General features: G+C 38.9%; 16 protein-coding genes. 11 read left to right on the forward strand and 5 right to left on the reverse strand.

Annotation, left to right across the window (positions count from 1 at the left end; translation table 11 throughout):
* Positions 1-64: 64 nt before the first annotated feature.
* On the reverse strand, positions 65-421 hold the full coding sequence (locus tag AHMF7616_RS22430; RefSeq protein WP_115375737.1) for a YraN family protein: 357 nt from the start codon (positions 419-421) through the stop codon (positions 65-67).
* A 134-nt stretch (positions 422-555) separates the two neighbouring features.
* Between AHMF7616_RS22430 and pgi the strand changes: the two genes are divergently transcribed.
* The 11 genes from pgi to porN all read left to right on the forward strand — a co-directional run bounded on the left by pgi (position 556) and on the right by porN (position 12735).
* Positions 556-2223 (forward strand): glucose-6-phosphate isomerase, encoded by a 1668-nt coding sequence (gene pgi, locus AHMF7616_RS22435; RefSeq protein WP_115374917.1) that lies wholly within the window; start codon positions 556-558, stop codon positions 2221-2223.
* Between the two features lie 229 nt (positions 2224-2452).
* Positions 2453-3184, forward strand: coding sequence for a lipoyl(octanoyl) transferase LipB (gene lipB / locus AHMF7616_RS22440; RefSeq protein ID WP_115374918.1), 732 nt, complete (start codon positions 2453-2455; stop codon positions 3182-3184).
* The gene (locus AHMF7616_RS22445) at positions 3168-3575 is read left to right on the forward strand and encodes a hypothetical protein (protein ID WP_115374919.1); all 408 of its coding nucleotides are present in this window, start codon (positions 3168-3170) and stop codon (positions 3573-3575) included. Before lipB ends, AHMF7616_RS22445 begins: the two co-directional genes overlap by 17 nt.
* A 147-nt stretch (positions 3576-3722) precedes the next feature.
* On the forward strand, positions 3723-4745 hold the full coding sequence (locus tag AHMF7616_RS22450; RefSeq protein WP_115374920.1) for an MraY family glycosyltransferase: 1023 nt from the start codon (positions 3723-3725) through the stop codon (positions 4743-4745).
* Between the two features lies 1 nt (position 4746).
* Complete coding sequence (locus AHMF7616_RS22455; RefSeq protein WP_233507708.1) at positions 4747-5925, forward strand: DUF4271 domain-containing protein; 1179 nt, start codon at positions 4747-4749, stop codon at positions 5923-5925.
* Positions 5926-5992: 67 nt separating this feature from the next.
* Positions 5993-6784 carry a uroporphyrinogen-III synthase gene (locus AHMF7616_RS22460; RefSeq protein ID WP_115374921.1) on the forward strand — a complete coding sequence of 264 codons (792 nt, stop codon included), beginning with the start codon at positions 5993-5995 and terminating at the stop codon, positions 6782-6784.
* A gap of 164 nt (positions 6785-6948) precedes the next feature.
* Complete coding sequence (locus AHMF7616_RS22465) at positions 6949-7911, forward strand: PorP/SprF family type IX secretion system membrane protein (RefSeq protein WP_115374922.1); 963 nt, start codon at positions 6949-6951, stop codon at positions 7909-7911.
* A gap of 225 nt (positions 7912-8136) precedes the next feature.
* On the forward strand, positions 8137-9150 hold the full coding sequence (gene porK / locus AHMF7616_RS22470) for a T9SS ring complex lipoprotein PorK/GldK (protein WP_115375739.1): 1014 nt from the start codon (positions 8137-8139) through the stop codon (positions 9148-9150).
* A 120-nt stretch (positions 9151-9270) separates the two neighbouring features.
* Positions 9271-10062 carry a type IX secretion system motor protein PorL/GldL gene (porL, locus tag AHMF7616_RS22475; protein WP_115374923.1) on the forward strand — a complete coding sequence of 264 codons (792 nt, stop codon included), beginning with the start codon at positions 9271-9273 and terminating at the stop codon, positions 10060-10062.
* Positions 10063-10111: 49 nt separating this feature from the next.
* On the forward strand, positions 10112-11695 hold the full coding sequence (gene porM / locus AHMF7616_RS22480) for a type IX secretion system motor protein PorM/GldM (protein ID WP_115374924.1): 1584 nt from the start codon (positions 10112-10114) through the stop codon (positions 11693-11695).
* An 11-nt stretch (positions 11696-11706) separates the two neighbouring features.
* Entirely contained in the window at positions 11707-12735 is a 1029-nt protein-coding gene (gene porN / locus AHMF7616_RS22485) for a type IX secretion system ring subunit PorN/GldN (protein WP_115374925.1), read from the forward strand.
* 52 nt (positions 12736-12787) lie between these two features.
* Here the strand turns inward: porN and AHMF7616_RS22490 are convergent, their stop codons facing one another.
* The 4 genes from AHMF7616_RS22490 to porW all read right to left on the reverse strand — a co-directional run bounded on the left by AHMF7616_RS22490 (position 12788) and on the right by porW (position 22353).
* The gene (locus AHMF7616_RS22490; protein ID WP_147275761.1) at positions 12788-15001 is read right to left on the reverse strand and encodes an FUSC family protein; all 2214 of its coding nucleotides are present in this window, start codon (positions 14999-15001) and stop codon (positions 12788-12790) included.
* Positions 15002-15093: 92 nt separating this feature from the next.
* On the reverse strand, positions 15094-16905 hold the full coding sequence (gene uvrC, locus AHMF7616_RS22495; protein ID WP_115374927.1) for an excinuclease ABC subunit UvrC: 1812 nt from the start codon (positions 16903-16905) through the stop codon (positions 15094-15096).
* Between the two features lie 138 nt (positions 16906-17043).
* Complete coding sequence (locus AHMF7616_RS22500) at positions 17044-19353, reverse strand: penicillin-binding protein 1A (protein WP_115374928.1); 2310 nt, start codon at positions 19351-19353, stop codon at positions 17044-17046.
* Between the two features lie 3 nt (positions 19354-19356).
* Entirely contained in the window at positions 19357-22353 is a 2997-nt protein-coding gene (gene porW, locus AHMF7616_RS22505; RefSeq protein WP_115374929.1) for a type IX secretion system periplasmic lipoprotein PorW/SprE, read from the reverse strand.
* Between the last annotated feature and the right edge of the window lie 129 nt (positions 22354-22482).

Raw genomic sequence — 22482 nt, forward strand, 5'->3', positions numbered from 1 at the left:
CCCGTTAACTATAGACTATCAACTACGCACGATAATCTGTCGACTATAGTCTGTGGACCGTGGACTAATGAAAAGCATCTTCGATGTGGTGAATTTGAAAAGGTACGTGGTTGCCACCGCTAACAGCAATAACATCAAACCGGATATCGTGTTGCCAACTAAGTTGATGGATAAACTCCTCGGCAGCCAGCAAAAATAAATCTACTTTCTTCTGTGTGATTGCTTCTTCGGGGAAACCATGGTAGTTACTCGTACGTGTTTTTACTTCTACAAATAGCAATAGCCCGGGCTTCTGAGCGATAATATCTATTTCCGCTCTTTTGTAACGATAATTTTTGGCCAAAATGGCAAAGCCTTTTTCAATTAAAAAGCTAGTAGCTAATTCTTCTCCAATCTGGCCGGTATGGTTATGTTTTGCCATGTAAAATGCAAGTAATACCTTTTGTACAGGTTGTAATTTTGTTAACTCAGCATAATAACCATAATATTTTAAAAATTTCGTGTTCTTTCTTTTGGGAATGTTGTTAATTTCGCCCAAGTCAAGCCACTACTGCTATGTTAAAAAATATCAACCCAGTTACCACTAATGCCTGGAAAAAGTTAGAACAGCATTATGCTATCATGAAAGATAATCATATGGTAGACATGTTTGCCGTTGATCCGAGCCGTTTTGCTAAGTTTTCGCTGCACTTCGAGGATATTCTGGTAGATTTTTCTAAAAATATAATCAACGATCAGACCTTAGAAGCATTACTGGAACTCGCGGAAGAAGCTCAGGTAAAAGATGCCATTGAGCAAATGTTTAGCGGCGATAAAATAAATTTGCGCGAAAACCGGGCCGTACTACACATTGCTTTGCGTAATCGTTCTAATGACCCTATTTACGAAGATGGTGAGGATGTAATGCCGGAAATCAATCATGTGCTGGAGCAAATCGAGACTTTTTCTAATAAAATAGGCGCGGGTGAGTGGCTGGGTTATACCGGTAAACCCATTGCGCACATTGTAAATATAGGCATTGGTGGTTCTGATTTAGGGCCTTACATGGTAACCGAAGCGCTTAAACCTTACCAAAAACCGAATTTAGAAGTACATTTTGTTTCGAATGTAGATGGTACGCACATTGTGGAAACTCTTAAGAAGGTAGATCCGGAGACTACCCTTTTTATGATAGCTTCTAAAACTTTTACTACCCAGGAAACCATGACTAACGCCGAAACGGCTAAAGCTTGGTTTCTAGAGCATGCCCAGAATGAAACTGAAGTAGCTAAGCATTTTGTGGCTATCTCCACTAATCTGGAAGCGGTGAAAGCGTTTGGTATTGCCGAAGAAAATATGTTTGTGTTCTGGGATTGGGTGGGCGGCCGGTATTCGCTTTGGTCTTCTATTGGCTTGTCGATAGCTTGTGCCATAGGCTACGAAAATTATATTCAATTGCTGGAAGGCGCTCATGCTATGGATCAACATTTCCGGATGACGCATTTTGAAAAAAATATTCCGGTACTTCTGGCTTTAATTAGTTTATGGTACATTAATTTTTTTGGGGCTCAAACCGAGGCTATTTTGCCTTACGATCAGTACATGCACCGATTCCCAGCTTACTTTCAACAAGGTAATATGGAAAGTAACGGTAAGTCTGTCGATCGTAATGGCGATCGGGTTACTTACCAAACTGGGCCAGTTATCTGGGGCGAACCCGGTACTAACGGACAACACGCCTTTTATCAGCTTATTCACCAGGGTACCCAACTAATTCCCTGCGATTTTCTGGCACCCGCCATTAGTCATAATCCTACCGGCGATCATCACGTAAAATTGCTCTCGAACTTCTTCGCGCAAACCGAAGCTTTAATGAACGGTAAAACGCTGCAGGAAGTAATCGAAGAATTAAAAAAAGACGGACTTTCGGAAGACGATATAAAAGAGCTGGCCCCGGTTAAAGTATTTGCCGGTAATAAGCCTACCAATTCCATTTTATTTAAAATTTTAGATCCGCGTACTTTGGGAAGCTTAATTGCTATGTACGAACATAAAATTTTCGTGCAGGGCGTTATCTGGAATATTTTTAGCTTCGACCAATGGGGCGTGGAGTTAGGGAAACAATTAGCCAAAAAAGTATTGCCCGAACTGCAAAGTACCGAAGAAGTAACTGCGCACGATTGTTCCACTAACGGATTAATTAATGCTTATAAGAGCATGTGTAATCAGTTTTTTAAAAATTAATTGCCCATGGCTAGGTAAACAAGCTTTCTGCTTTGAACAAAAGTTACTTAGGGTTTACAATCCCTGAATTTTTTAATAATATTGCTTTGTTAGGCAAAGGTATTATGTAAGTAGTACTAACCTGTTGTATGAGGTACTATAGCCGTAGAGGTTAAAATATTTCTCCGGTATTTGCGTTAAAAATAACAATTAATTTTAAATAATTTGATCCACTCATTTGTGGAAACCTGTGATAAATAAAGAAGTTACTTTTATTCCCTTAGGTACCATCGATTACCAGGAAGCCTGGAATTACCAGGAACAGTTATTCGCCGAAACCATCGCGATTAAAACGGATAATCGTAAGTTGGCCTTTCAGGAACAAAAGATTACTCCTAATTATTTGCTCTTTTGTCAGCATCCGCACGTTTATACATTAGGTAAAAGCGGCCAGGAAAGCCATTTGCTTTTAAACGAGCAAAGTTTGCGGCAGCACCAGGCGCAGTTTTATAAAATTAACCGGGGTGGCGATATTACTTATCATGGTCCGGGCCAATTGGTAGCCTATCCTATTCTGGATTTAGATAATTTCTTTACGGATATTCATAAGTATCTCCGTTTGCTGGAGGAAGCAGTAATTTTAACTTTGGCGGACTATGGTATTCTGGCTGGCCGCATTGCTGGTTTAACTGGCGTATGGCTTGATTTTGAAGAACAGCAAAACCCTCGTAAAATTTGTGCTCTGGGTGTTAAGTGTAGCCGGTGGGTAACCATGCACGGGTTGGCGTTAAATGTAAACACCGATTTGTCTTATTTTAATCACATCATTCCTTGCGGTATTCCTGATAAAGCGGTTACTTCTATGCAGCAAGAATTAAAAAGACTGGTAGTGCTGGCAGAAGTAGAAGAAAAACTCTTGTACCATTTTGAACAACTTTTTGGAGCTACTTGCCATATATTGTCTCATGAAGCAAGATATTAATTTTGATCCGGTAGAGGGGGTTTCTATTGCTGTTATCTTGGAAACAGATGCAGTAGTTGGCGCTCCTGAGTGGGGAGTGTATCTTATTAACCAGAACGATGTTTATCTCGATAATGTATTAGTATCTTCAAAAGGCTACGGCGAGCAGGAAGGCGAAAAAATAAGAACTTCTATTCTGCGCCACATGTTTGAACAAGTGCAACCCAAAAGCTTTGTTAAAGTTGAGCCCATTGATCCCGCTATTTTTCAACTTTATAATGAATATTGGGTAAGTTATTACATCGGCCGCAAAATCTATGATAAAAAGTTTGTGTTCGTACCAGGATCTATTGTGGAAGATAATTTAATTTACATTTCCATGATTGGCCTTAAAGGAGTCTTGCATACCTAACTTATTAAAATAACAACGCCTGTTTTTAATTAACAATAAAATCGAATCATTAATTACTGGCACTTTTTCTTCTAATAATTTATTTTTAATAGCAGATTTTAAGATTTGAACATATAAAAGTAAGTGAATTACTTTTAAATAAATTATATGATTTCATTATTACTCTCTTTTAGCTGGTCATTCTTAATTGCTCTTTTTGCAGTGCCTTCTATTATATATGTTGCCCATTTAAAAAATATACTAGATCAGCCCAATCTCCGGACAGTGCACGAGTCGTTAACTCCTCGTTTGGGTGGTTTGGCCGTTTTTGCCGGGTTTATGTCGGCGCTAACAATATTCGGCGATTTAAGTAACGGCGTGCAGCAATTATTAGCGGGGTGCATTATTCTTTTCTTTATCGGTTTAAAAGACGATCTGGTAGCAATTTCTCCTTTCAAGAAGTTTGCGGTACAACTACTGGCCAGTGGCATTGTAATGGTAATGGCCGATATACGCATTACCAGTTTTCAGGGTATTTTTGGCATTCACTCGTTGCCAATAGGTACCAGCTTTGCTTTTACTTTTATTATGATAGTAGGAATTACCAACGCTATTAATTTAATTGATGGTTTAGATGGTTTAGCGGGCACCATTGTTCTGATAATTACCAGTACTTTCGGGTGGTTCTTCTTTATGTACAACAGCAACTACGCCTTTGTAGCGGTTTGTTTAATCGGCGGTATTTTAGGTTTCTTAAGGTACAATTTTCATAAAGCCACCATATTTATGGGCGATACCGGTTCTTTATTATGCGGGTTTATTATTTCCGTATTAGCCATTCAGTTTATAGAAATGCGGGTTGTAAATTCATCGCCCACTATAACCTTAGGAATATTATTTGTACCCTTATTTGATACTGTCCGGGTATTTATTATACGAATTTCAAAAGGAATATCACCTTTTTCGCCGGACAAAAACCACATTCATCATCGGCTATTAGCGATGGGATTTCGTCAGATAAATACGGTACTTATTTTGGCTTTTATTAATATTGCGGTTATTGGCTATGTTGTTTTGTTCGACGAGATGGGCAATTTGTACTTGTTAGGTTCACTTGTACTATTTTCCATTCTGCTAAGTTTTATTTTAGGTGTATACAAAGCTAAAGCTCCGGCCCGAGTATCGGCTTAAATTGTTTCAAACTGTTGTAGGCAGTTTGATGGTATGGCTATTATTATTTGCTGGTAAGTTGCAGGCGCAAGATGGCCGGAATATAAACCTTAAAAATAAAAATCAGATAACGGTTGACTGGCTGGTGTTTAAACCTAATTACAATCGGCTCACCTTATATTTGCCCGATTATCATGGTCCTGTAAATGCCTTATACCAATGGGTATATATCCGCCCGGGTCAACCTTTTAGAATCAATTTTACCGCCCGGCAAGGATTATGTATTTTTATAGATAATCAACTTGTTTTTACTGCCGATTCGGTTGCGAGCTACGAGGTGGATCTAACCAAGTTAATAACTAAACCAGATGCTGTTCGCCCGCATTTATTATGTATCTGGCATCCTTTGGGGCAGTTAAACTATCAAACATTCCGGAATGCTGTATTAACACCCCAAGAAGCTGCCGATATTCAAGTTGATATAAAACCAGTTAGTGCCAGTTTAAGTATCCGGCCGAAAAATTTACCCAATCAAAATGTATTTATTTTGTTTCTACTGTTAATTGGTATAATATATGGAAGCCTTCGTACCAGCTATACCAGCGATTTTTACAGCATATTCCGGTTGAATACGTTTTTACGGAGTTCAGCCTTGGAAGAAGGTTTTTTGGCAAAGCCGATTAGTAGTTGGTCCAGCATTTTGTTTGTATTGGCTTTTTCTCTTTCTTTTGCCTTGGTTATTGTGGCTATTCATACCAATGTGCAAAATAACTTTATATTTAACCGTTTGTTTTTGGTTTCAGAAGCCGATATTACGTCCAAAATTATTTTTTATACTTTTTTAATTTTCATATTCATTCTTGTAAAGTATGTTTTTCTAAGAGTGATGGGCGTAATATTTGGTTTAAAACCCTTGGTAATGACTCAATACCGGGAGTTTTTAAGGACTACTTTATTCATGGGATTATTTTTCCCGATGATAATGTTATTGTATTTGGTATTAAATACAGCTAATCCACAAACGGTATTGTTAGTTTCAAATATAGCTGTGGCAAGTATTCTGATTTTTACAGTTTTAAGAATATTTTATACACTAAATAAAAAAGTCTCGCTTCGTAATCTTCATTTGTTTTCGTACATTTGCGCCACGGAAGTAATCCCCCTTGTTATACTTATTAAGTTAATAGTATTTACTTATTAAGGATAGAATAAGCGAGGGTAGTTCCGCAGACGACCTTAGAAATACATTGGAACAACAGAACTAATTTATGGCCGAGAGTAAAGAAAAGCCGGGTACTGATAAACACGCCGTTAAAATCAAGAGTATTTTAGTTACCCAGCCTAAACCAACTAACGATAATTCTCCTTATTTAACACTCGCCCAAAAGTATGGTATTAAGGTGGATTTTCGGGAGTTTATTCAGGTAGAGCCAGTACCTTATAAAGAATTCCGGAAAGATAAGGTTAACATTCTGGAGCATACGGCAGTTATCTTTACTAGTCGTAATGCCGTAGACCATTTCTTTCGGATTTGTGCGGAAAGTAAGATTGAGATGCCTGCTGAGATGAAATATTTTTGTATATCGGAGCAAACTGCGTATTACTTGCAAAAATACATTGTGCTACGTAAGCGAAAGTTATTTACTGGTGAAAAAACTGCTACCGATCTATTTGATGTTATAAAAAAACATAAAAACGAGAAGTTTCTATATCCTTGCTCCAACATCCGCAAAGATGACATTCCGGAATTCATGCGGGCTAATAATTTTAATTTTACGGAAGCTGTAATCTATAAAACGGTGGCAGCTGACTTATCTGATTTAGCTGAGGTAAAGTACGACTGTATTGCTTTCTTTAGTCCTTCGGGTATCCATTCTTTGTTTGTAAATTTCCCCGATTTTAAGCAGAATAATACCCGTATTGCTGCTTTTGGACCCACAACCGCGCAAGCTGTTTTAGACGCTAACCTGGAATTAGACATTGTTGCTCCTATGCCTAATGCTCCTTCCATGACCGGAGCCATTGAATTATACATTCAGAAACAAGCCGGGAAAAAGTAATACCTTCTACTTAAAAAAAACGTACGGTTGAAAATATAAGATGCGAACAAAAAATCGTTATGATTTTGTGTTGTTTGCAAATGCATTATATTTTTATCTATTTTGGGCTAGATACTAGGTCGTAAAATGCCTATAGTATTCCAAAGTTATCTTTAAACCGTACTATGAGGAAATATTTCTACGTATTAACTGTTTTTTTAATTGTTCAGGTAAGCGCTTTTGCTCAGCAACAGCCCCAATTTAGTCATTATAGCTTTAACGGGATGTATTTAAGCCCTGCTTATGCTGGTATTACAGATAAAACGGAGGTAAATATGTTATATCGCTATCAATGGGTCGGTTACCAAGGCAGTTTTGATAGCGGGGGAGCTCCTAAAACTGGATTAATTTCTATTTCTTTACCTGTTCGGTTTTTAGGCGGTGGAATTGGAATTTATGCGACTAATGATCGGTTAGGTGTTACAGAATCTACTAGTGCATCCTTGGCTTACTCTGCTCATTTCAAAATTGGTACAGGTAAATTGGGAGTAGGCGTTCAAGGAAATTTAACAAATATAAAAAAAGGTGAGTATCGACCGAACGAACCAGGTGATCCTAGTGTTCCGGAGAACAGTTCAGATAGTAAATATGATATTGGCGCAGGGCTTTGGTATCAATCGTCTAAATTGTATATTGGCGGGGGAATAAATAATTTGCTGCAATCAAAATATAGGTTTGAAGATAGTGCTCAGACTAGAACCAGTGGATTTGGTTTGTTTACAGCTCGCAATCATGCTTTTTTAACAGCCGGATATTACTTGGCGGTTTCACCAACGGTAACAATAGTGCCTACGGCTATTGTTAAATATGATTTAAATAAGCTATCAGTTGAAGCAGGAGGAAGGGCAGTTTTAAATGAAAAGTACTATGCAGGGGTTGGTTATCGCCACCAAGAAGCAGTTACAGCAATGGCCGGAATGTATTTAACCAGGAATAATGCTTTGCAGTTAGGATATGCGTTTGATTTAACTACTTTTAATCCAGAAGCTAAAGCTTTAACGTCGCACGAACTAATACTTTCTTATTCCATTTCAAGACCTGCAAATATTATAAAACCAATTATCAGGACTCCCCGGTATAGCTTCTAGGATATATACAATTATTTCTGGTTTAATAAACTTAATAATTAAATTAGTGGTTATCAGTAAGATGTGTGAATTTTAGGTTTGCTTATAATAACTTCTTTAAAACGTAGAAAAGTTGGAGAAATACTAAATAAAAGCTATTGTTTTTAATATTTCTCTTTGTTACCTTTGCCAAGTACTAAAATTGTAATAGTTATATTTGATATTTCTTCTTTGTTTATCTTAGTTATGAATAAATTTCTAAAATTGTCTTTTATTGCTGTATCAGTAATAGTTTTAGGCGGCTGCGGTATGCGTGGTGGACCTGAAGGAGACGTGATAGGTGCACAAGACCGGCCAGAATTTAACCCGCAAGAAGTTCCTTACGGGATGGTACCTTGCCCTGGCGGAACTTTCCACATGGGACAGACTGATCAGGATATAGCAGCCACTATGTCTAACTTGAATAAGCAAGTTACTATTAGGGGCTTTTATATGGATGAAACCGAAATTACCAATAATGAATACCGGGAGTTTATGAATGCTATCCGGGAAGATTCGTTAGATATACTCGGTGAAGAATATGTGATGACACGCTTATATCCGGATACAACAGTTTGGATGCGAGATTTTACCTATTCTATGGGTGATCCCATGATGCAATATTATTATACGCACCCGGCATTTGATAATTATCCTGTAGTAGGTGTAGATTGGAATGCGGCAAGATATTTTTCAGACTGGCGTACTAAACGTAAAAATGCTTTTCTGGTGGAAGATGGTCAAGCTGCTATGCCAGATTTCCGGTTGCCCTCTGAAGCAGAGTGGGAATATGCTGCCCGGGGTGGCCGTGATATGGTTACTTATCCTTGGGGTGGTCCTTACTTGCGTAATGCTAAAGGTTGTATGTTAGCTAATTTCAAACCTGGACGGGGTGATTACTACAGCGATGGTTATTCTTATACTGGACCGGTAGGTCAATACTTTCCGAACGATTTTGGATTATATGATATGGCAGGTAATGTATCGGAGTGGTGTGCCGATGCTTATTACGATGCGGCAGTACCGGTAGTTTGGGATTTGAATCCAGTTTATAATAATGATAACGAACCAAGAAAGGTAGTAAGAGGCGGTTCCTGGAAAGATGTGGCATATTTTTTGGAAACAGGTACTCGGAACTTTGAATTTGAAGATTCAGCTCGCTCTTACATTGGGTTCCGCAATTCTATGATCATGTTAGGTGATCGCCAACGCTCAAGATAGTATTTTACTAAGAATTCTCTTTAACAATAAAAATAAATACAACAAAGCTTAATTACATCAAACTAATTTTTTACAAAACAGTTAATCCTTCATCCACAAAAAAACAAATCAAAAAACAAAATGAGTAAAGCAAAAGGTGGCAATTTCCTATTCGATGTAGTAATGCCAAAAGTGTACGGTATCGGTGCTGCAATTGTAATTGTAGGAGCTCTTTTTAAAATTCAGCACTGGGAAGGTGCTGGGGCCATGCTTACCGTAGGTCTATTAACCGAGGCCATTATATTTTTTCTGAGTGCCTTTCAGCCACAGAGTCATGAAGTAGATTGGGCTCGCGTATATCCGCAATTAGCGGATGACTATACTGGTCCTAAAGCGCAAATCACTCCAAGTGGTCCATCCATTACCGGTGATTTAGATAAGATGTTACGTGATGCCAATGTAACACCAGCTAGCATTAGTACTTTAGGTCAGGGATTAAATCGCTTAAGCGAAACTACTTCGCAAATGGCCGATTTAGGTGATGCTACTATTGCTACAAAAGAGTATACCACAAAAGTAAGAACTGCCGCCGGATCTTTGGAAAAGATCAACGAAGCGTATGCAACTACTGTTGATGCTATCAAGCAAATGACGAGTGCTACTTCTAATACCCGCGAATACCATGAGCAGGTACAAAATATTACAAAGAACTTAGGCGCATTAAATGCTGTTTACGAAATGGAACTACAAGACGCAAACAATCATTTAAAGTCTATGAACCGGTTCTATGGTAACTTAACTGTAGCCATGCAGAATCTAACGGATGCTTCAAAAGATACTGAGCAGTTTAAAAATGAAGTGGGCACTTTAACTAAAAACCTACACTCTTTGAATAATGTGTATGGTAATATGCTAAATGCAATGCGCTCTTAATCTAAAGCAAACTAACAAAAACAATTAATTAAAAAGCATTTTATAAAAAATGGCTGGAGCAAAAGAATCCCCAAGGCAGAAACTTATTGGAATGATGTACTTGGTACTTACAGCGCTGCTAGCGTTACAGGTAAGTTCTGCGATCATCTTAAAATTTAAATTTCTAGACGACAGTTTGATGACGGTTAATAACAAAACCAAAGCAGACAATGATGGAGTCCGGAAATCAATTGAAACTACCGTAGCGAAAGGCGGTAACCGTCCCAATGATAAAAAAGTACTAGACCAAGCTTCTGAAGTACGGGCCCAAACTACTGAAGTTATTAATTATGTAGAAGGCTTACGTACCGAATTGATTAGAAGAGCTGGTGGTATGGAAGGAGAAACTTATAAAGATCCTAGTGCAGAAGATGCCGTAGCTACTTATATGATTGGAGCTAATAAGGGTAAAGGTAAAGCGTACGAGTTAAAAGACCGCTTAAACAAGTATGCGAATGCTATGCGGGTATATAACCCTAGCATTCCGCAACTAGCAGTTGATGCAAAAGATGATCCAGTTGCAAAAAAAGATCGGATTCAACGGAGCAAAGACTTTGCAGAGCTTAACTTTGAAGCTACTCCATTAACAGCAGCTTTAGCAGTGTTAGCTCAGAAAGAAACGGAAATTTTAAAATACGAAGCTGATATCTTACAAACTTTAGCCGGTAAAGTAGGAGCAGATATTATTAAATTCGATAAAATATTTGGTAACTATAGTGCTGCCTCAAATACAGTAGCAGCTGGTACAAAATATTCTGCCGAAATGTTTATCGCTGCTACTTCTAGTGCTATCGCTCCCCGTATGTTCTTTGAAGGCCGACCAGTTAAAGTAGAGAATGGTCGTGGTAAAGTAGAGTTTGTTGCTTCTGCTGGTGCTTACGATAAAGATGGTAATGCGAAGAAGTCTTGGAAAGGTCAGATTAAAATGACTCAGAATGGCCGGGACACTACATTCCAAGTTTCTGGAGAATATGTTGTAGCGAAGCCTGTAATGTCTATTCAATCTGCTTCGGTACAAGCCTTGTATTTGAACTGCGGTAATAAATTAGATGTTCAAGTACCGGCATTAGGTGCCTTATATGATCCTGCATTCTCCGCTTCTGGAGCACAGGTTTCTAAAGGAACGAAAAAAGGTGAGGTAATGGTTTTACCGACTGCTCGCCAAGTAACATTAAATGTAAGCAGTGGTGGAGCAGCAATTGGTAATCAAACTTTCCAAGTACGCCCAGTTCCTCGCCCAGATATTGTTTGCTTAGCAAATGGTCGTCCGGTAGATGAGAAAAGAGGTTTACCGGCTCCTGGTCCGAGACAGATATCGGTAGAGGCAATTGCTGAAGAAAGTTTTAAAAACATGTTGCCACAGGATGCTCGCTTCCGGGTAACAGAATTTGAAGTAACTTTAGCTCGCGGAAAAAATATTGTTCAAGAACAATCGTTTAGTAGTAAAACTGCCAACATCACTTCGATGGCAGCTCAGGCTAGACCTGGTGACCGACTGATTGTAACAGTAAAAGATTTGAAGCGTGCTAATTACAAAGATCAGTTCGAGGATGTGCCGGTTGGTAGTAAATCATTCGTTATAGCATTAAATTAATCTGATTAAATATGAATAAGTTTTTGATATTGGTTTTTGGAGTTAGTTTATCGGTAAATGCTTTTGCTCAGCAAAAGAAAGCAACTGGTATTCCTGCTCCTAAGCAAACGCAACAGCCCGGTTTACCTAAGGCTACTGGTACACCAGCTAAAAACACGCCTGCTGCACAAGGTACACAACAATCAGCAATAGGTGGAGCGACTAATGGTGGAGCAGGAGTAGAGCCGTCTACAACGGTTACTAGTAATATTGCTTCAGCTAGGCCAATACCAGAAACTGATCTCATGTACAAAAAGGTAGTTTGGCGCGGTTTAGATCTTAGAGAAAAGCAAAATAAACCTATGTTTTCGGTAAACAAAGAAATCACTAAGGTGATTATTGATGCCGTGAAAAGAGGAGAATTGGTCGCTTATAAAAATGATTCCATGAGCACTCCTTTATCAGGCAATGATTTTAGTGTTAAACTAACCAAACCTGATGAAGCAGGAGATGCGATGTCTGAAGAAGAAAAAAAGATTTTCGGCAATGCTCCTGCGGCAGAAGAAGATGTTTTTGCTAAATTAAACAATAAAGGTAAGAAAGGTGCAACTAAAGCCGCTGCCGCTGCTCCAGTTGCAAATTTGAATGAGTTCTTTCCAAAAGAACTTTACCAATTGGAAATGAAAGAAAACATCGTTTTCGACAAAAAACGTTCCCGGATGTATTATGATATCCAAGCTATAACCCTAGTGATACCAGTAAAATACTCAGCTAAAGGTGTAGAAGAAAGAATAGCTTCTTTCAAGTACAGTGATTTAGTTAAGGTTTTTAGGGCACACCCCAATGACGCTATTTGGTACAATGAGCAAAATGACGCACAGCACAAGAACTTAGCTGATGCTTTTGATCTACGTTTGTTTAGTTCTTATATTAAAAAAGTTTCTAATGCGAATGATGATGATTTAGCTACTATTAACGAAGGTTCACAAAAAGGCTTATTGGCTTCGCAGAAAGCGGTTGAAGAATTAATTGAATGGGAATCAAGCTTGTGGAGCTATTAATTAGTAGAAATATTTAAAAATAAAAAAGGAGGCACAAAATGTCTCCTTTTTTTTATGTGTTTTTTAAAGAATTTAAATCCTGAATAGATTTATTCAATTGGTAAATAGTTGCTGCAATCTTGTTTATTTGTTCATGAATAAGCTCTTCTTTGAGAGCTTCTGTATCTATATGCAATTGATTGATAGGAATAGCCGAGCCATGTAATTGTGGTTGCATAATAGTTTTAATTTCAGGAAAGAGTAAGTCGTTTGATAGGTCACTAACAACAGGCCGTTCCGATTTTATATGCTCGGCTAAAATTGTTAGTTGATTTGCATATATCTCTAAAATTGGGATTGCTTTTGGAAAAGTTTCCTCGCTGCCAATGCCAGGTAAAAGGGCCGCTAAAGAAGTCAATTCTCGGGTTAAACGGCCATTTTCAAAACTAATGCTCTGGACTATTTGAAGCTTCTGCTTTTTGGTACCAGGTTCAAGTTGCAAGCGAACAATCGAATCAGCAATAGATAAGTTAGAAACTTCTGCTTTTCTGCGGTCGGCAATGATGCGGGCATGAAATCCCGTTTGAGCTACAAATTCATGTTGCAATTGCAACAGTAAATCGCGATTCGCCAAAAGTCCTTTCGCTATTATGCTACGTACCTGCGACCGCTCCCAATCAGGCCATAAAAGGAAGGCACCCAAAATAGCCAGAATTCCTCCTAGACTAGTGGCAAATAACCGATAAGCAGCGTAATGCCAATCAATAGCACCAGATATTTCGAACATAGCCACCAGCATGATGGTAACGAAAACAACTGCTAAGGTGTAATTACGTTGTTGTAAATAAATAAACAAAAAGCAGAATAAAGAAATAAGTAAGATGTAAATGCCTGGAGGCAGTGGTTGGATTAATAATAAAGTACTAAGAACTGCACCAATAGTAGTACCCGTAACCCGTTGTAATGCCTTTTGTTGGGTCGTTCCATAATCTGGTTGCAATACCACCATTACAGTAAGGGCTATCCAATACCCACGGGGAATATCAAAGCTATAAAACAATGCAATGGAAACTGCCGTGAGCAGCATAAGCCGTAAAGTATGTTTAAACGGAACTGTCTTAAAATTAAAAAAACTGCGGATTGCCAATAACTTACTTAAAGGTTGGTGCTGGGGTATAACATGGTGCTCTATTGATTGCTTTTTCTTCTCGGCTATCCTGCTAAGCAGGAAGTGAGCATCTTGTAAATAATGGATAGCAGATTGAAATAAAATAAAGATTCGGTGTAAGTCTAAGATAACAGGTAAATCAATTTTAGTAGTATCAAGGTGTTGTTGAAATTGATTTGTTGCTTGCTGAACTTGGAAAATTTTATTTTCTAAATGTTTTAGGTCTTTATCGCGACCAATAACTAAAACATTAGCAACCGCTTTAGCTGCAAGGGAGGCACTCGAAAAGCATAATTGCAAATCTGTTAACCAGAACCCCGATGTAGTTTGTCGTCGCACATTTTCAAGATTAGGATACATAGCCAAAAGGGTAGCTCCAAATCGGGATGAAGCCCGTACTACTTTAAGTAAGTCGCGCCGGATGTAAAAAAAATTACGGTCTTTTTTCCGGAGATAGGGTAATACATTATTAATAGCATTTCTTAAAATAACTTCTTTCTTCTTAATTTTTTCTTCTAAATCTGTGGCGAGAGGGGAAGCAGTAAGCCATTCAGCTAGATTACCGCTTAACTCCCAAGGCAGAGCTAAGTTGGTATAGTAAGGCAAATTAGGACGAAAAGGCCAGAAGAACAGAATTATAAAAGAAGCCCACAAACCACCAAACCAAGTAGCTGCCATGCGGTATAATCCGGTATCTAATTGATGTGGTCCATTTAAAGATAAGAGGAATAAAATAACGGCACATAATCCTAGTGTTTGACCATGGGCACCTATTTCTTTTGCAAGTGACGATATTCCGGCAATAATGGACATTGTAATAACTGCCCACCAGATATAACCACTAACCAGAGTACCTATTAAAGGAGCTACACTAATAAAAATGAGGCTAATAACCAGAATAAAAGCTTTCTTGGAATAAGTGGTTTGAATTTTAGCTGCCAATAACAATTGAGCTGTTATAGCAGCAAAACTGCCGTAGGCAGGCACACCTAAGAAATGTGAAACTATCAGAGGAACAACTAAACCAGCAGTAACCAATAAAGCCCTTAAAATATCCGGATCGAAATACTCCTTACGGAGAAAAGCAATTACTTTAGATTGGATGTTTTCGGATACCATGCTCCGGTACTTTTTAAAATACAACGTGTTTTAAAGCAAAATGTAATAGTTTACCAGGATTTAAAAGTAAACGGTATATCTTGCTTTAAAATTTAAGCATTACTTTCCTGATTAAAGTAATCTAATAGAATTTTAGTTTTTGCTTTGCCAATTTCGGCTTCTAACTCGGTTTCTGATAATTCTTTGATTTTCTTAACGGATTTAAACTTCGAAAGTAATTTTTGAGCAGTAGTCGGACCTAAGCCTTTAATTTCAGTAATTTCAGTCTTTAAAGTACCTGCATCGCGTCTGTCGCGATGAAAAGTTATTCCGAAACGATGTGCCTCATTGCGAATACGTTGCAGCAAACGCAACGATTCTGATTTTTTATCAATGTAAAGGGGTAGTGTATCGCCGGGATAAAATATTTCTTCTAACCGCTTGGCAATACTTATTACCGCTACTTGTGTGTAAATACCTAAATCTTTTAGCGCCTTTACCGCCATACTCAACTGCCCTTTACCACCATCAATAACGATTAATTGAGGGAGTGGAGTACCTTCATCAAGTAACCGCCGATACCGGCGAGTCACGATTTCGTACATCGAGGCAAAATCATCAGGACCTACAACTGTTTTTATATGATAATGCCGGTAATCTTTTTTACTGGGTTTCGCATTTCGGAAACAGACCATGGAAGCAACAGGGGTGGTGCCTTGAATATTTGAATTATCAAAGCATTCAATATGTTTGGGCAGCTCGCTTAAGCGCAAATCTTTCTTTAGGGTTTCCATAATCCGCACCTCGTTGGAGTCTTTGGACTTTTCATTCATGCTTTCTTTTTCTTTGCGTAGGTAAAGCACATTTTTAAGCGATAAATTCAATAATTTACGCTTGTCGCCAATTTGCGGTACAGTTACAGTTACATTGTCTAATGGCAATTTTAGCTCCTCAATGTTGGTGAGTATTTCCTTAGATTCACTTTCGAAATCGTGCCGCAATTGCACGATAATAGTGGCTAAAATATCAACATCAGTCTCGTCGAGTTTCTTGGTTATTTCCAAAGATTGAGTCTGAATAATAGCACCATTCATTACTTTTAAATAGTTAATAAAGGCGCATTTTTCGTTCGACGTAATAGTAAAAATATCAATGTTGGTAAGGGTATTACTAACTACTGTTGATTTAGCCTGAAAATCTTCTAAAACATCTAGCTTTTGCTTATAAGAATGAGCCAACTCATACTGGGTTTCCTGAGCCGCGGCCACCATTTTATCTTTAAAATAAGCTTTAGCAATGCTTAAGTTACCCGATAAAATATTTCGGATTTGTAGAATGTGTTGGTTATAAGATTCTTCGTCGTACAGGTTTTCGCAGGGGCCTTTGCAATTACCAATGTGATACTCCAGGCACACCTTAAATTTACCGCGCTCAATATTATCCGGCGATAAGTTGTACGTACAGGTTCGTAAGGGATATAACGACCGGATCATTTCCAGTACCACGTTCATGTTGGTTACACTGGCGTAAGGACCGTAGTATTTAGAGCCATCGTTAATTTTATTACGGGTACTAATTACCCGCGGAAAGCGCTCGTTGGTAACGCAGATATACGGGTACGTTTTCCCGTCTTTTAGTAAAATATTGTATTTGGGCTGATATTGCTTAATTAAGTTGTTTTCCAGCAGAAAAGCATCACTTTCCGTATCCACAATGGTAAATTGAATATTGCGGATATGGGAAATTAATTTACGGGTTTTATTATTGTGCTGAGTTGATTTATTAAAGTAACTACTTACTCTTTTCCGAATGTCAACTGCTTTCCCGACGTAAATAATTTCATCTTTCTCATCGAAAAACTTATAAATGCCCGGTCGATTAGGCAAATGCTTTATTTTCTCACGTATAATCTCTTCCGCAGGCATAATTTTAGAATCTAGAAACTAGATGCTTAATTTTTAAATTATTAAGTATAACCGGAAAATACTTAAATCTGGAGGAGCATACGCTTCATATTAAGGGCTATAAACCCAAGATAATTAAGGAAATCTATTATCTAGCGTTTAGATTCCCTCGTCCAGTTGTATTTCCGGATTTAAGATTTCTCCTTGATTTACAGAGTCAGAAGGTGTGCCACCTACATTATTGTATTTAGCACAATCAATTTCTACTGTTAAAGGCGCAGTAGGTTTCGGGAACGGACCGGTATTAATAGAAATACTTTTATCCGATAAAACTTTTTGCATGAATAATCCATATTCCGGTAAAGCTAGTTTATTACCTTGCCCGTAAGCGGCACTCCGGAAGTGAATGCTGCGGTTTTCGCCACCTACCCATGCCCCACAAACCAAGTCGGGCGTAATGGCTATAAACCAGGCATCGGAATAATTACTGGTAGTGCCGGTTTTAGCGCCAATTTCATTTTTGAGTTTATGCCGGAAACGGAGACCGTAGTAAGAAGTACCTCCTTTTATATCGGCACCACCTTTTAATAAATGCACCATAAGATAAGCGGTTTCTTCACTGATAACATCGCGCGATTTGGGAACGAAGTTGAGCAATAAATTACCGTTTTTGTCTTCAATGCGAGTCAGGTAAACTGGTTCTGTCCATTTTCCACTATTTACAAAAGTACCGTAAGCACCGCATAATTCGTACAGAGACACATCGCTGGAACCAAAGCCAACTGCTGGCACAGGTTCTATTTTGGAGGAGAATCCTAAACGCTCGGCGTATTCTACAACTACGGCTGGAGTTAATTTTTGTACTAAGTGCGCAGTAACAGTATTTTTTGAAAAAGCTAATGCTTCGCGCAAATCAAACAAACGGCCCGAATAAACATTGTCATCATTCTTCGGGGTGTAAGCCGGACGACCATCTTCAGCTGGGAAAGTTACGGGTACATCCATCACTTGGTAACACGGCGAATAACCCTTATCCACAGCGGCTAAGTAAGTAACCGGTTTAAAGGTTGAACCTGGTTGTCGCCGGCCTTGTTTCACGTGGTCGTATTTAAAATATTTGTAATTATTGCCACCTACCCAAGCCTTAATGTGCCCATCTAAGGGGTTCATGGCCATAAAGCCCGTATTTAAAAAACGTTTGTAGTAAGCTAAAGAATCCAAAGGGCTCATAACTACTTCTTTTTCGCCAGGGGCTTCCCACGTAAACACCTTCATGGGGATTTTCTTGCGCAGGTAGTAATTAATAGAATCTTCGTCGCTGCCGTACCGAGCTTTCAAAGCTTTATAACGGTCTGTTAGCTTAATTTGGTTTTCTATAAATCCTTTTACGGTAGAACCATTTTCATTGGTCCAGGGTTGGCGGCCTTTCCAATAACTAGCAAATAGTTTTTGTTGCTTTTGCATATTCTCCCGCACGGCTTCTTCGGCATAGCGCTGCATGCGCGAATCTATGGTGGTGTGAATTCTTAAGCCATCTTCGTACAGGTTATAGCCGTTTTCTTTGCACCACCGCAACAGAAACTTGCCCAACTCCGTGCGAAAGTACGGGGCGATGCCGGAGTTTTGGTTTTCTACGTGATAATTAAGTACAATCTTAGTGCTTTTAGCTTGCTCAGCTTCCGAAGCATCTATAAAGCTGTATTTTTGCATCTGGTCTATAACAGTGTTCCGGCGTAATAAGGAACGCTCCGGATTTCTAACTGGGCTAAAGTAAGAAGGGCCTTTCAGCAAACCTACCAACACCGCCGATTCCTGGAGTTTTAAATCTTTTGGAGCTTTATTAAAAAAAGTTTTAGCCGCTGATTTAATCCCAAACGCACCCGAACCAAAATCTACGGTGTTCAGGTACATTACTAGTATTTCTTTTTTCGAGTAGAAACGCTCCAATCGAATAGCCATTATCCATTCTTTGGTTTTGATAATAAGCATCCGTAAGCCGGGTACCGAACTTAATAAGCCTTTATTTAAATCGGTGCGGGTACGAAATAAGTTACGGGCCAATTGTTGGGTAAGTGTACTGGAGCCACGATCTTGTTTACCGGTAAGTTTATAATAGATAACCGCAAAAGAGCCTTTAAAATCGATTCCGGAATGTTCTTCAAACCGAATGTCTTCGGTAGCAATAAGTGCATCTACAAAATTTTGGGGTAAATCGTGGTAATCTACCGGAGAGCGATTTTCCAGAATATACTTACCCATTAACACATTGTCGGCGGAGTAAACTTCTGAGGCTAGTACACTTTTAGGGTTTTCCAGAGCTCTAAAATCAGGCAATTCCCCGAATAAATTTAAAAAATTTATGCTTACGGCGTAAACGTATAAAACTAAGCCCAGTACTCCGGCAATAAATACTAACCAGATAGCAGAGATGATTTTGGAAAGGTAATAATTTGTTTTAGGCGAAGCCATGGATTAGAAATAAGAGTTTTTATAGAAGGTAAGGTAATCCTCTAGCTTACCTTCTTTCATTAGAATCAGTAGATTTTCAGAAGAAATAGCAAAGGTAGTAAATTCTATTCCTCTAATCTTACTTAAGGGAGATTGGGGTGCTTTTTGTTTTGTAGCGTAACTAACCGCCTTTTTACCCGCATCAAATTCTTTAATAATTAAGAAACTAGTAGTTCCGCTGAAGCCAGTAGAGTCTACCTTTAATTTATCTGCCAAATTATATTTAGCATTGTAAGCCGCCATCTTAGTAACCACATCTTTAAACGCCGGGTGGTTTTTAGGATACGCTACCACTACCAGGTGAGGTATGGCTAAGTCCGCTGCGTAAATAGCTTTTGTTTCTACTGGCGAAGGAGTAGTAGAAGCAGGGTTTCCTGCAGCAGGTGTTGCCTCTGGGGCTGGATTGTCCGTAGTAGGTGCTGCATTTTCTACAGGTACGTTTTCCTGGCTGGTTGTATCTTGTTCTGCTACTATGGGATCTACTGGATCAGGTTCTGCGGCACTTGAATCTGCCGGAGGTAAATTAGTTATTTGACTAGGATTGTTTCTGGCATTGGGTTTTTGCCGCGGCTGTGGTCTTCGGCGGTTTGGTTTAGGTTCTTCCGATTCGGTTGGTTCTGGTGTTATAGGTTCTTCCACAACGGGTTCTTCTGCCACTTGCGCAGCATCAGCAACTTTTGGTGTTTCCGGAACGGCCACTTTCTGAGTTCGTGTTTTATTAAACTCTGCTTCCGACAACTTACCACTTTCGTAAGCCTCAAAAATATTTAAAATTTCTTCGGCGTTTGGTAACAGCGTACTGTTGGGGTACTTCTGGATAAATTGTCTGACGGAAGTTTTAAAAGCAGCCGGTTTTTGAGTACGACCGGCCAGCAAAACTTTAAGAAAAGCTACCCGATCGGCGAGCTCACTATCGGGGTATTGTTGTTGCACTTGGTTGGCTAAAGTAATCGCTACGGGATAGCGTTCGCGGTGGTAGTTTACAAATGCTGAATCGTACAATTGCCGGGCTTTGTCGTTGTTAGCCGAGACTTGTTTTAAATAATCCGGCTGGTCAATAAGCTTCGCGTACTTGCTTCCGGGAAATTCTTTTTTAACTAAATCAGCGTAGGTTTTCGCGCGATCATTTTTCTGCTCCTGGTAGATGAGGTACAAGCTATAATAAACCTCTGATTTATGTTTCGTTGCCGGAAACCGTTGGAGTAACTTTTCGTAAGTTTCGGTCGCCCGTACTGGTTCCTTCAATTGTTGCTGATAAATACCAGCTAAGTTAAAAAGTGCATCTTCCACTAGAATATTAGATGCTTGCAGGCGTTCGGATCCAATTGGAATATCGCGTAATAATTCCTGACGGGCAGCAACTGGATTACTAGCCACCGAATCAGCACCAGTGGTATTAGGTACTTTATCAATAGTGCTATTTCTATTTGCAGGTTGCGCTGCTACTGTGGCTGCTACGTTTGATAATCGCCAATTATCCTGTAATTGGCGATTACCCCATTTTTGCACGAATTCTCCTTGGGCTCGTGCTACCGATGCCGGATTATCGAAATACCAGGCTCCGCCAGAATTAGAATTATTATTGTTCCGACGATTACCAATGTTGTTTAATCCTGAACCTAAAGTTGATAAGTTCTGGTTAGATGAATTATTTTCTTGCTGTTTTTTTAATTGTTGCTCCTGTTGTAGCTTTTCTTGGACTCTTTTTTCTAAAATAGCAGCAAGGCGCTTATTTAAACTAGCTGAATCAAGCCGGGCTAATGCCTGCAAACTATCTTGGGTTTGAACAGTAGTGAAATGCGTAGAAAATTCTTTTAACACATCGCGGCGTTCTGATGAAGGTTGATAGTCAAGGCTGTTCGGGGGCATTACCTGCACCGCACTATCGTAATAAGCATAAGCCAAGTTGTATTTTTGTAGATTTTCGTAGTAAATTTTACCTGCCAGTAAGTGCGAATAGGCTTTCTGTGTTTCGTTAGTAGTTTGGGCTTTGGTAGATTGCCGTAGATATTCTAATGCCGGCTCGTATTGTTGTTGTTTCAAAGCAAACCGAGCCATTTCGTAGTATATTTTATCTTTAAAATCCGTGTTTTTAGGATCTTTCAGCAATTTGGCAAAATATTTTTCAATACGGGCTTTATCGTTCGGGTCAGAGAGTTCAGTTACTTGTCCTAAATTTAATTTGCTGTAAAAGCCTAATTCGTACGGTGGGTTGTGTTTTACAATTCGGGTGTAAATATCAAAGGCTTGTTTATTCTGATTGGTTTGCTGATACAACTGAGCCAGAATAAAGCGGGCTCTGGCCTGGTAATCTTTATTCTTCATAATCGGAATGGCCAATTTTAAATTATTAATGGCCAAAGCGGTATCTTTTTGCTGCAGGTGGTACTCTGCCCGATTCAAAAATAAATGAATCGCATTGTTCTTATTTAACTTTACCTTTTTTAATAAATCCGAAACGGCATCCGCACTTTCGTAATCGCCCTGCGCAATAAAGCAACGCATTAACCAAACTTGCGCCCGGAATTTAACCTGATCTTTCTTACTACCGGTATTAGCGAACCGAAATGTCCGGATAGCTTCATCATATTCACCTAAATGATACCGGGCTTTTCCTACCAAAATGTAGCTATCGCTGGTCCAGCGGCTTTTGGAGTGTTTCTTAATGGCAAAAGAGGCTTTCTTGATAACTTCTTCCAGTTCCGGTCGAAACTGAGCCGTGATGGTAGTATCGGTGCTGGGAAATAAAGTTAAGATATGGTTGAAATCATCTGGGGAAGCTTTCGTGATTTTAGCTTCGGCAGCTGTTAAGCGCTCACTCCCTAAAAAGTAAGCATTGTATTGCGCCGTAGTATTATGATAGATCTGACCCAGCGTGCCCGATTTTTCGGAGCTAGCACATTGCCAAAAAGTAACGCCAATGGCAAAAAGAAAAAGAAAGTTTAGTTTTTTTTTTGTCAAAACGTAAAGAATATGGGTACCAGATTAATTGAGCGTTAATTACAGATTTATTCTAGATAACGTTTTTGCTAGTCAATCTAACATATATGCCCCCGTAAAAAGTATGAGACAGAAAATTTAGGTTAACTA

The organism is Adhaeribacter pallidiroseus, from assembly GCF_003340495.1.
GTDB lineage: Bacteria > Bacteroidota > Bacteroidia > Cytophagales > Hymenobacteraceae > Adhaeribacter > Adhaeribacter pallidiroseus.

Coding starts and splice junctions, on each gene's coding strand:
- pgi (WP_115374917.1), top strand. CDS start 556: ATGTTAAAAAATATCAACCCAGTTACCACTAATGCCTGGAAAAAGTTA.
- AHMF7616_RS22490 (WP_147275761.1), bottom strand. CDS start 15,001: ATGGTATCCGAAAACATCCAATCTAAAGTAATTGCTTTTCTCCGTAAG.
- AHMF7616_RS22465 (WP_115374922.1), top strand. CDS start 6,949: ATGAGGAAATATTTCTACGTATTAACTGTTTTTTTAATTGTTCAGGTA.
- AHMF7616_RS22445 (WP_115374919.1), top strand. CDS start 3,168: ATGAAGCAAGATATTAATTTTGATCCGGTAGAGGGGGTTTCTATTGCT.
- AHMF7616_RS22450 (WP_115374920.1), top strand. CDS start 3,723: ATGATTTCATTATTACTCTCTTTTAGCTGGTCATTCTTAATTGCTCTT.
- porL (WP_115374923.1), top strand. CDS start 9,271: ATGAGTAAAGCAAAAGGTGGCAATTTCCTATTCGATGTAGTAATGCCA.
- AHMF7616_RS22500 (WP_115374928.1), bottom strand. CDS start 19,353: ATGGCTTCGCCTAAAACAAATTATTACCTTTCCAAAATCATCTCTGCT.
- porK (WP_115375739.1), top strand. CDS start 8,137: ATGAATAAATTTCTAAAATTGTCTTTTATTGCTGTATCAGTAATAGTT.
- AHMF7616_RS22430 (WP_115375737.1), bottom strand. CDS start 421: ATGGCAAAACATAACCATACCGGCCAGATTGGAGAAGAATTAGCTACT.
- uvrC (WP_115374927.1), bottom strand. CDS start 16,905: ATGCCTGCGGAAGAGATTATACGTGAGAAAATAAAGCATTTGCCTAAT.
- AHMF7616_RS22460 (WP_115374921.1), top strand. CDS start 5,993: ATGGCCGAGAGTAAAGAAAAGCCGGGTACTGATAAACACGCCGTTAAA.
- porM (WP_115374924.1), top strand. CDS start 10,112: ATGGCTGGAGCAAAAGAATCCCCAAGGCAGAAACTTATTGGAATGATG.
- porN (WP_115374925.1), top strand. CDS start 11,707: ATGAATAAGTTTTTGATATTGGTTTTTGGAGTTAGTTTATCGGTAAAT.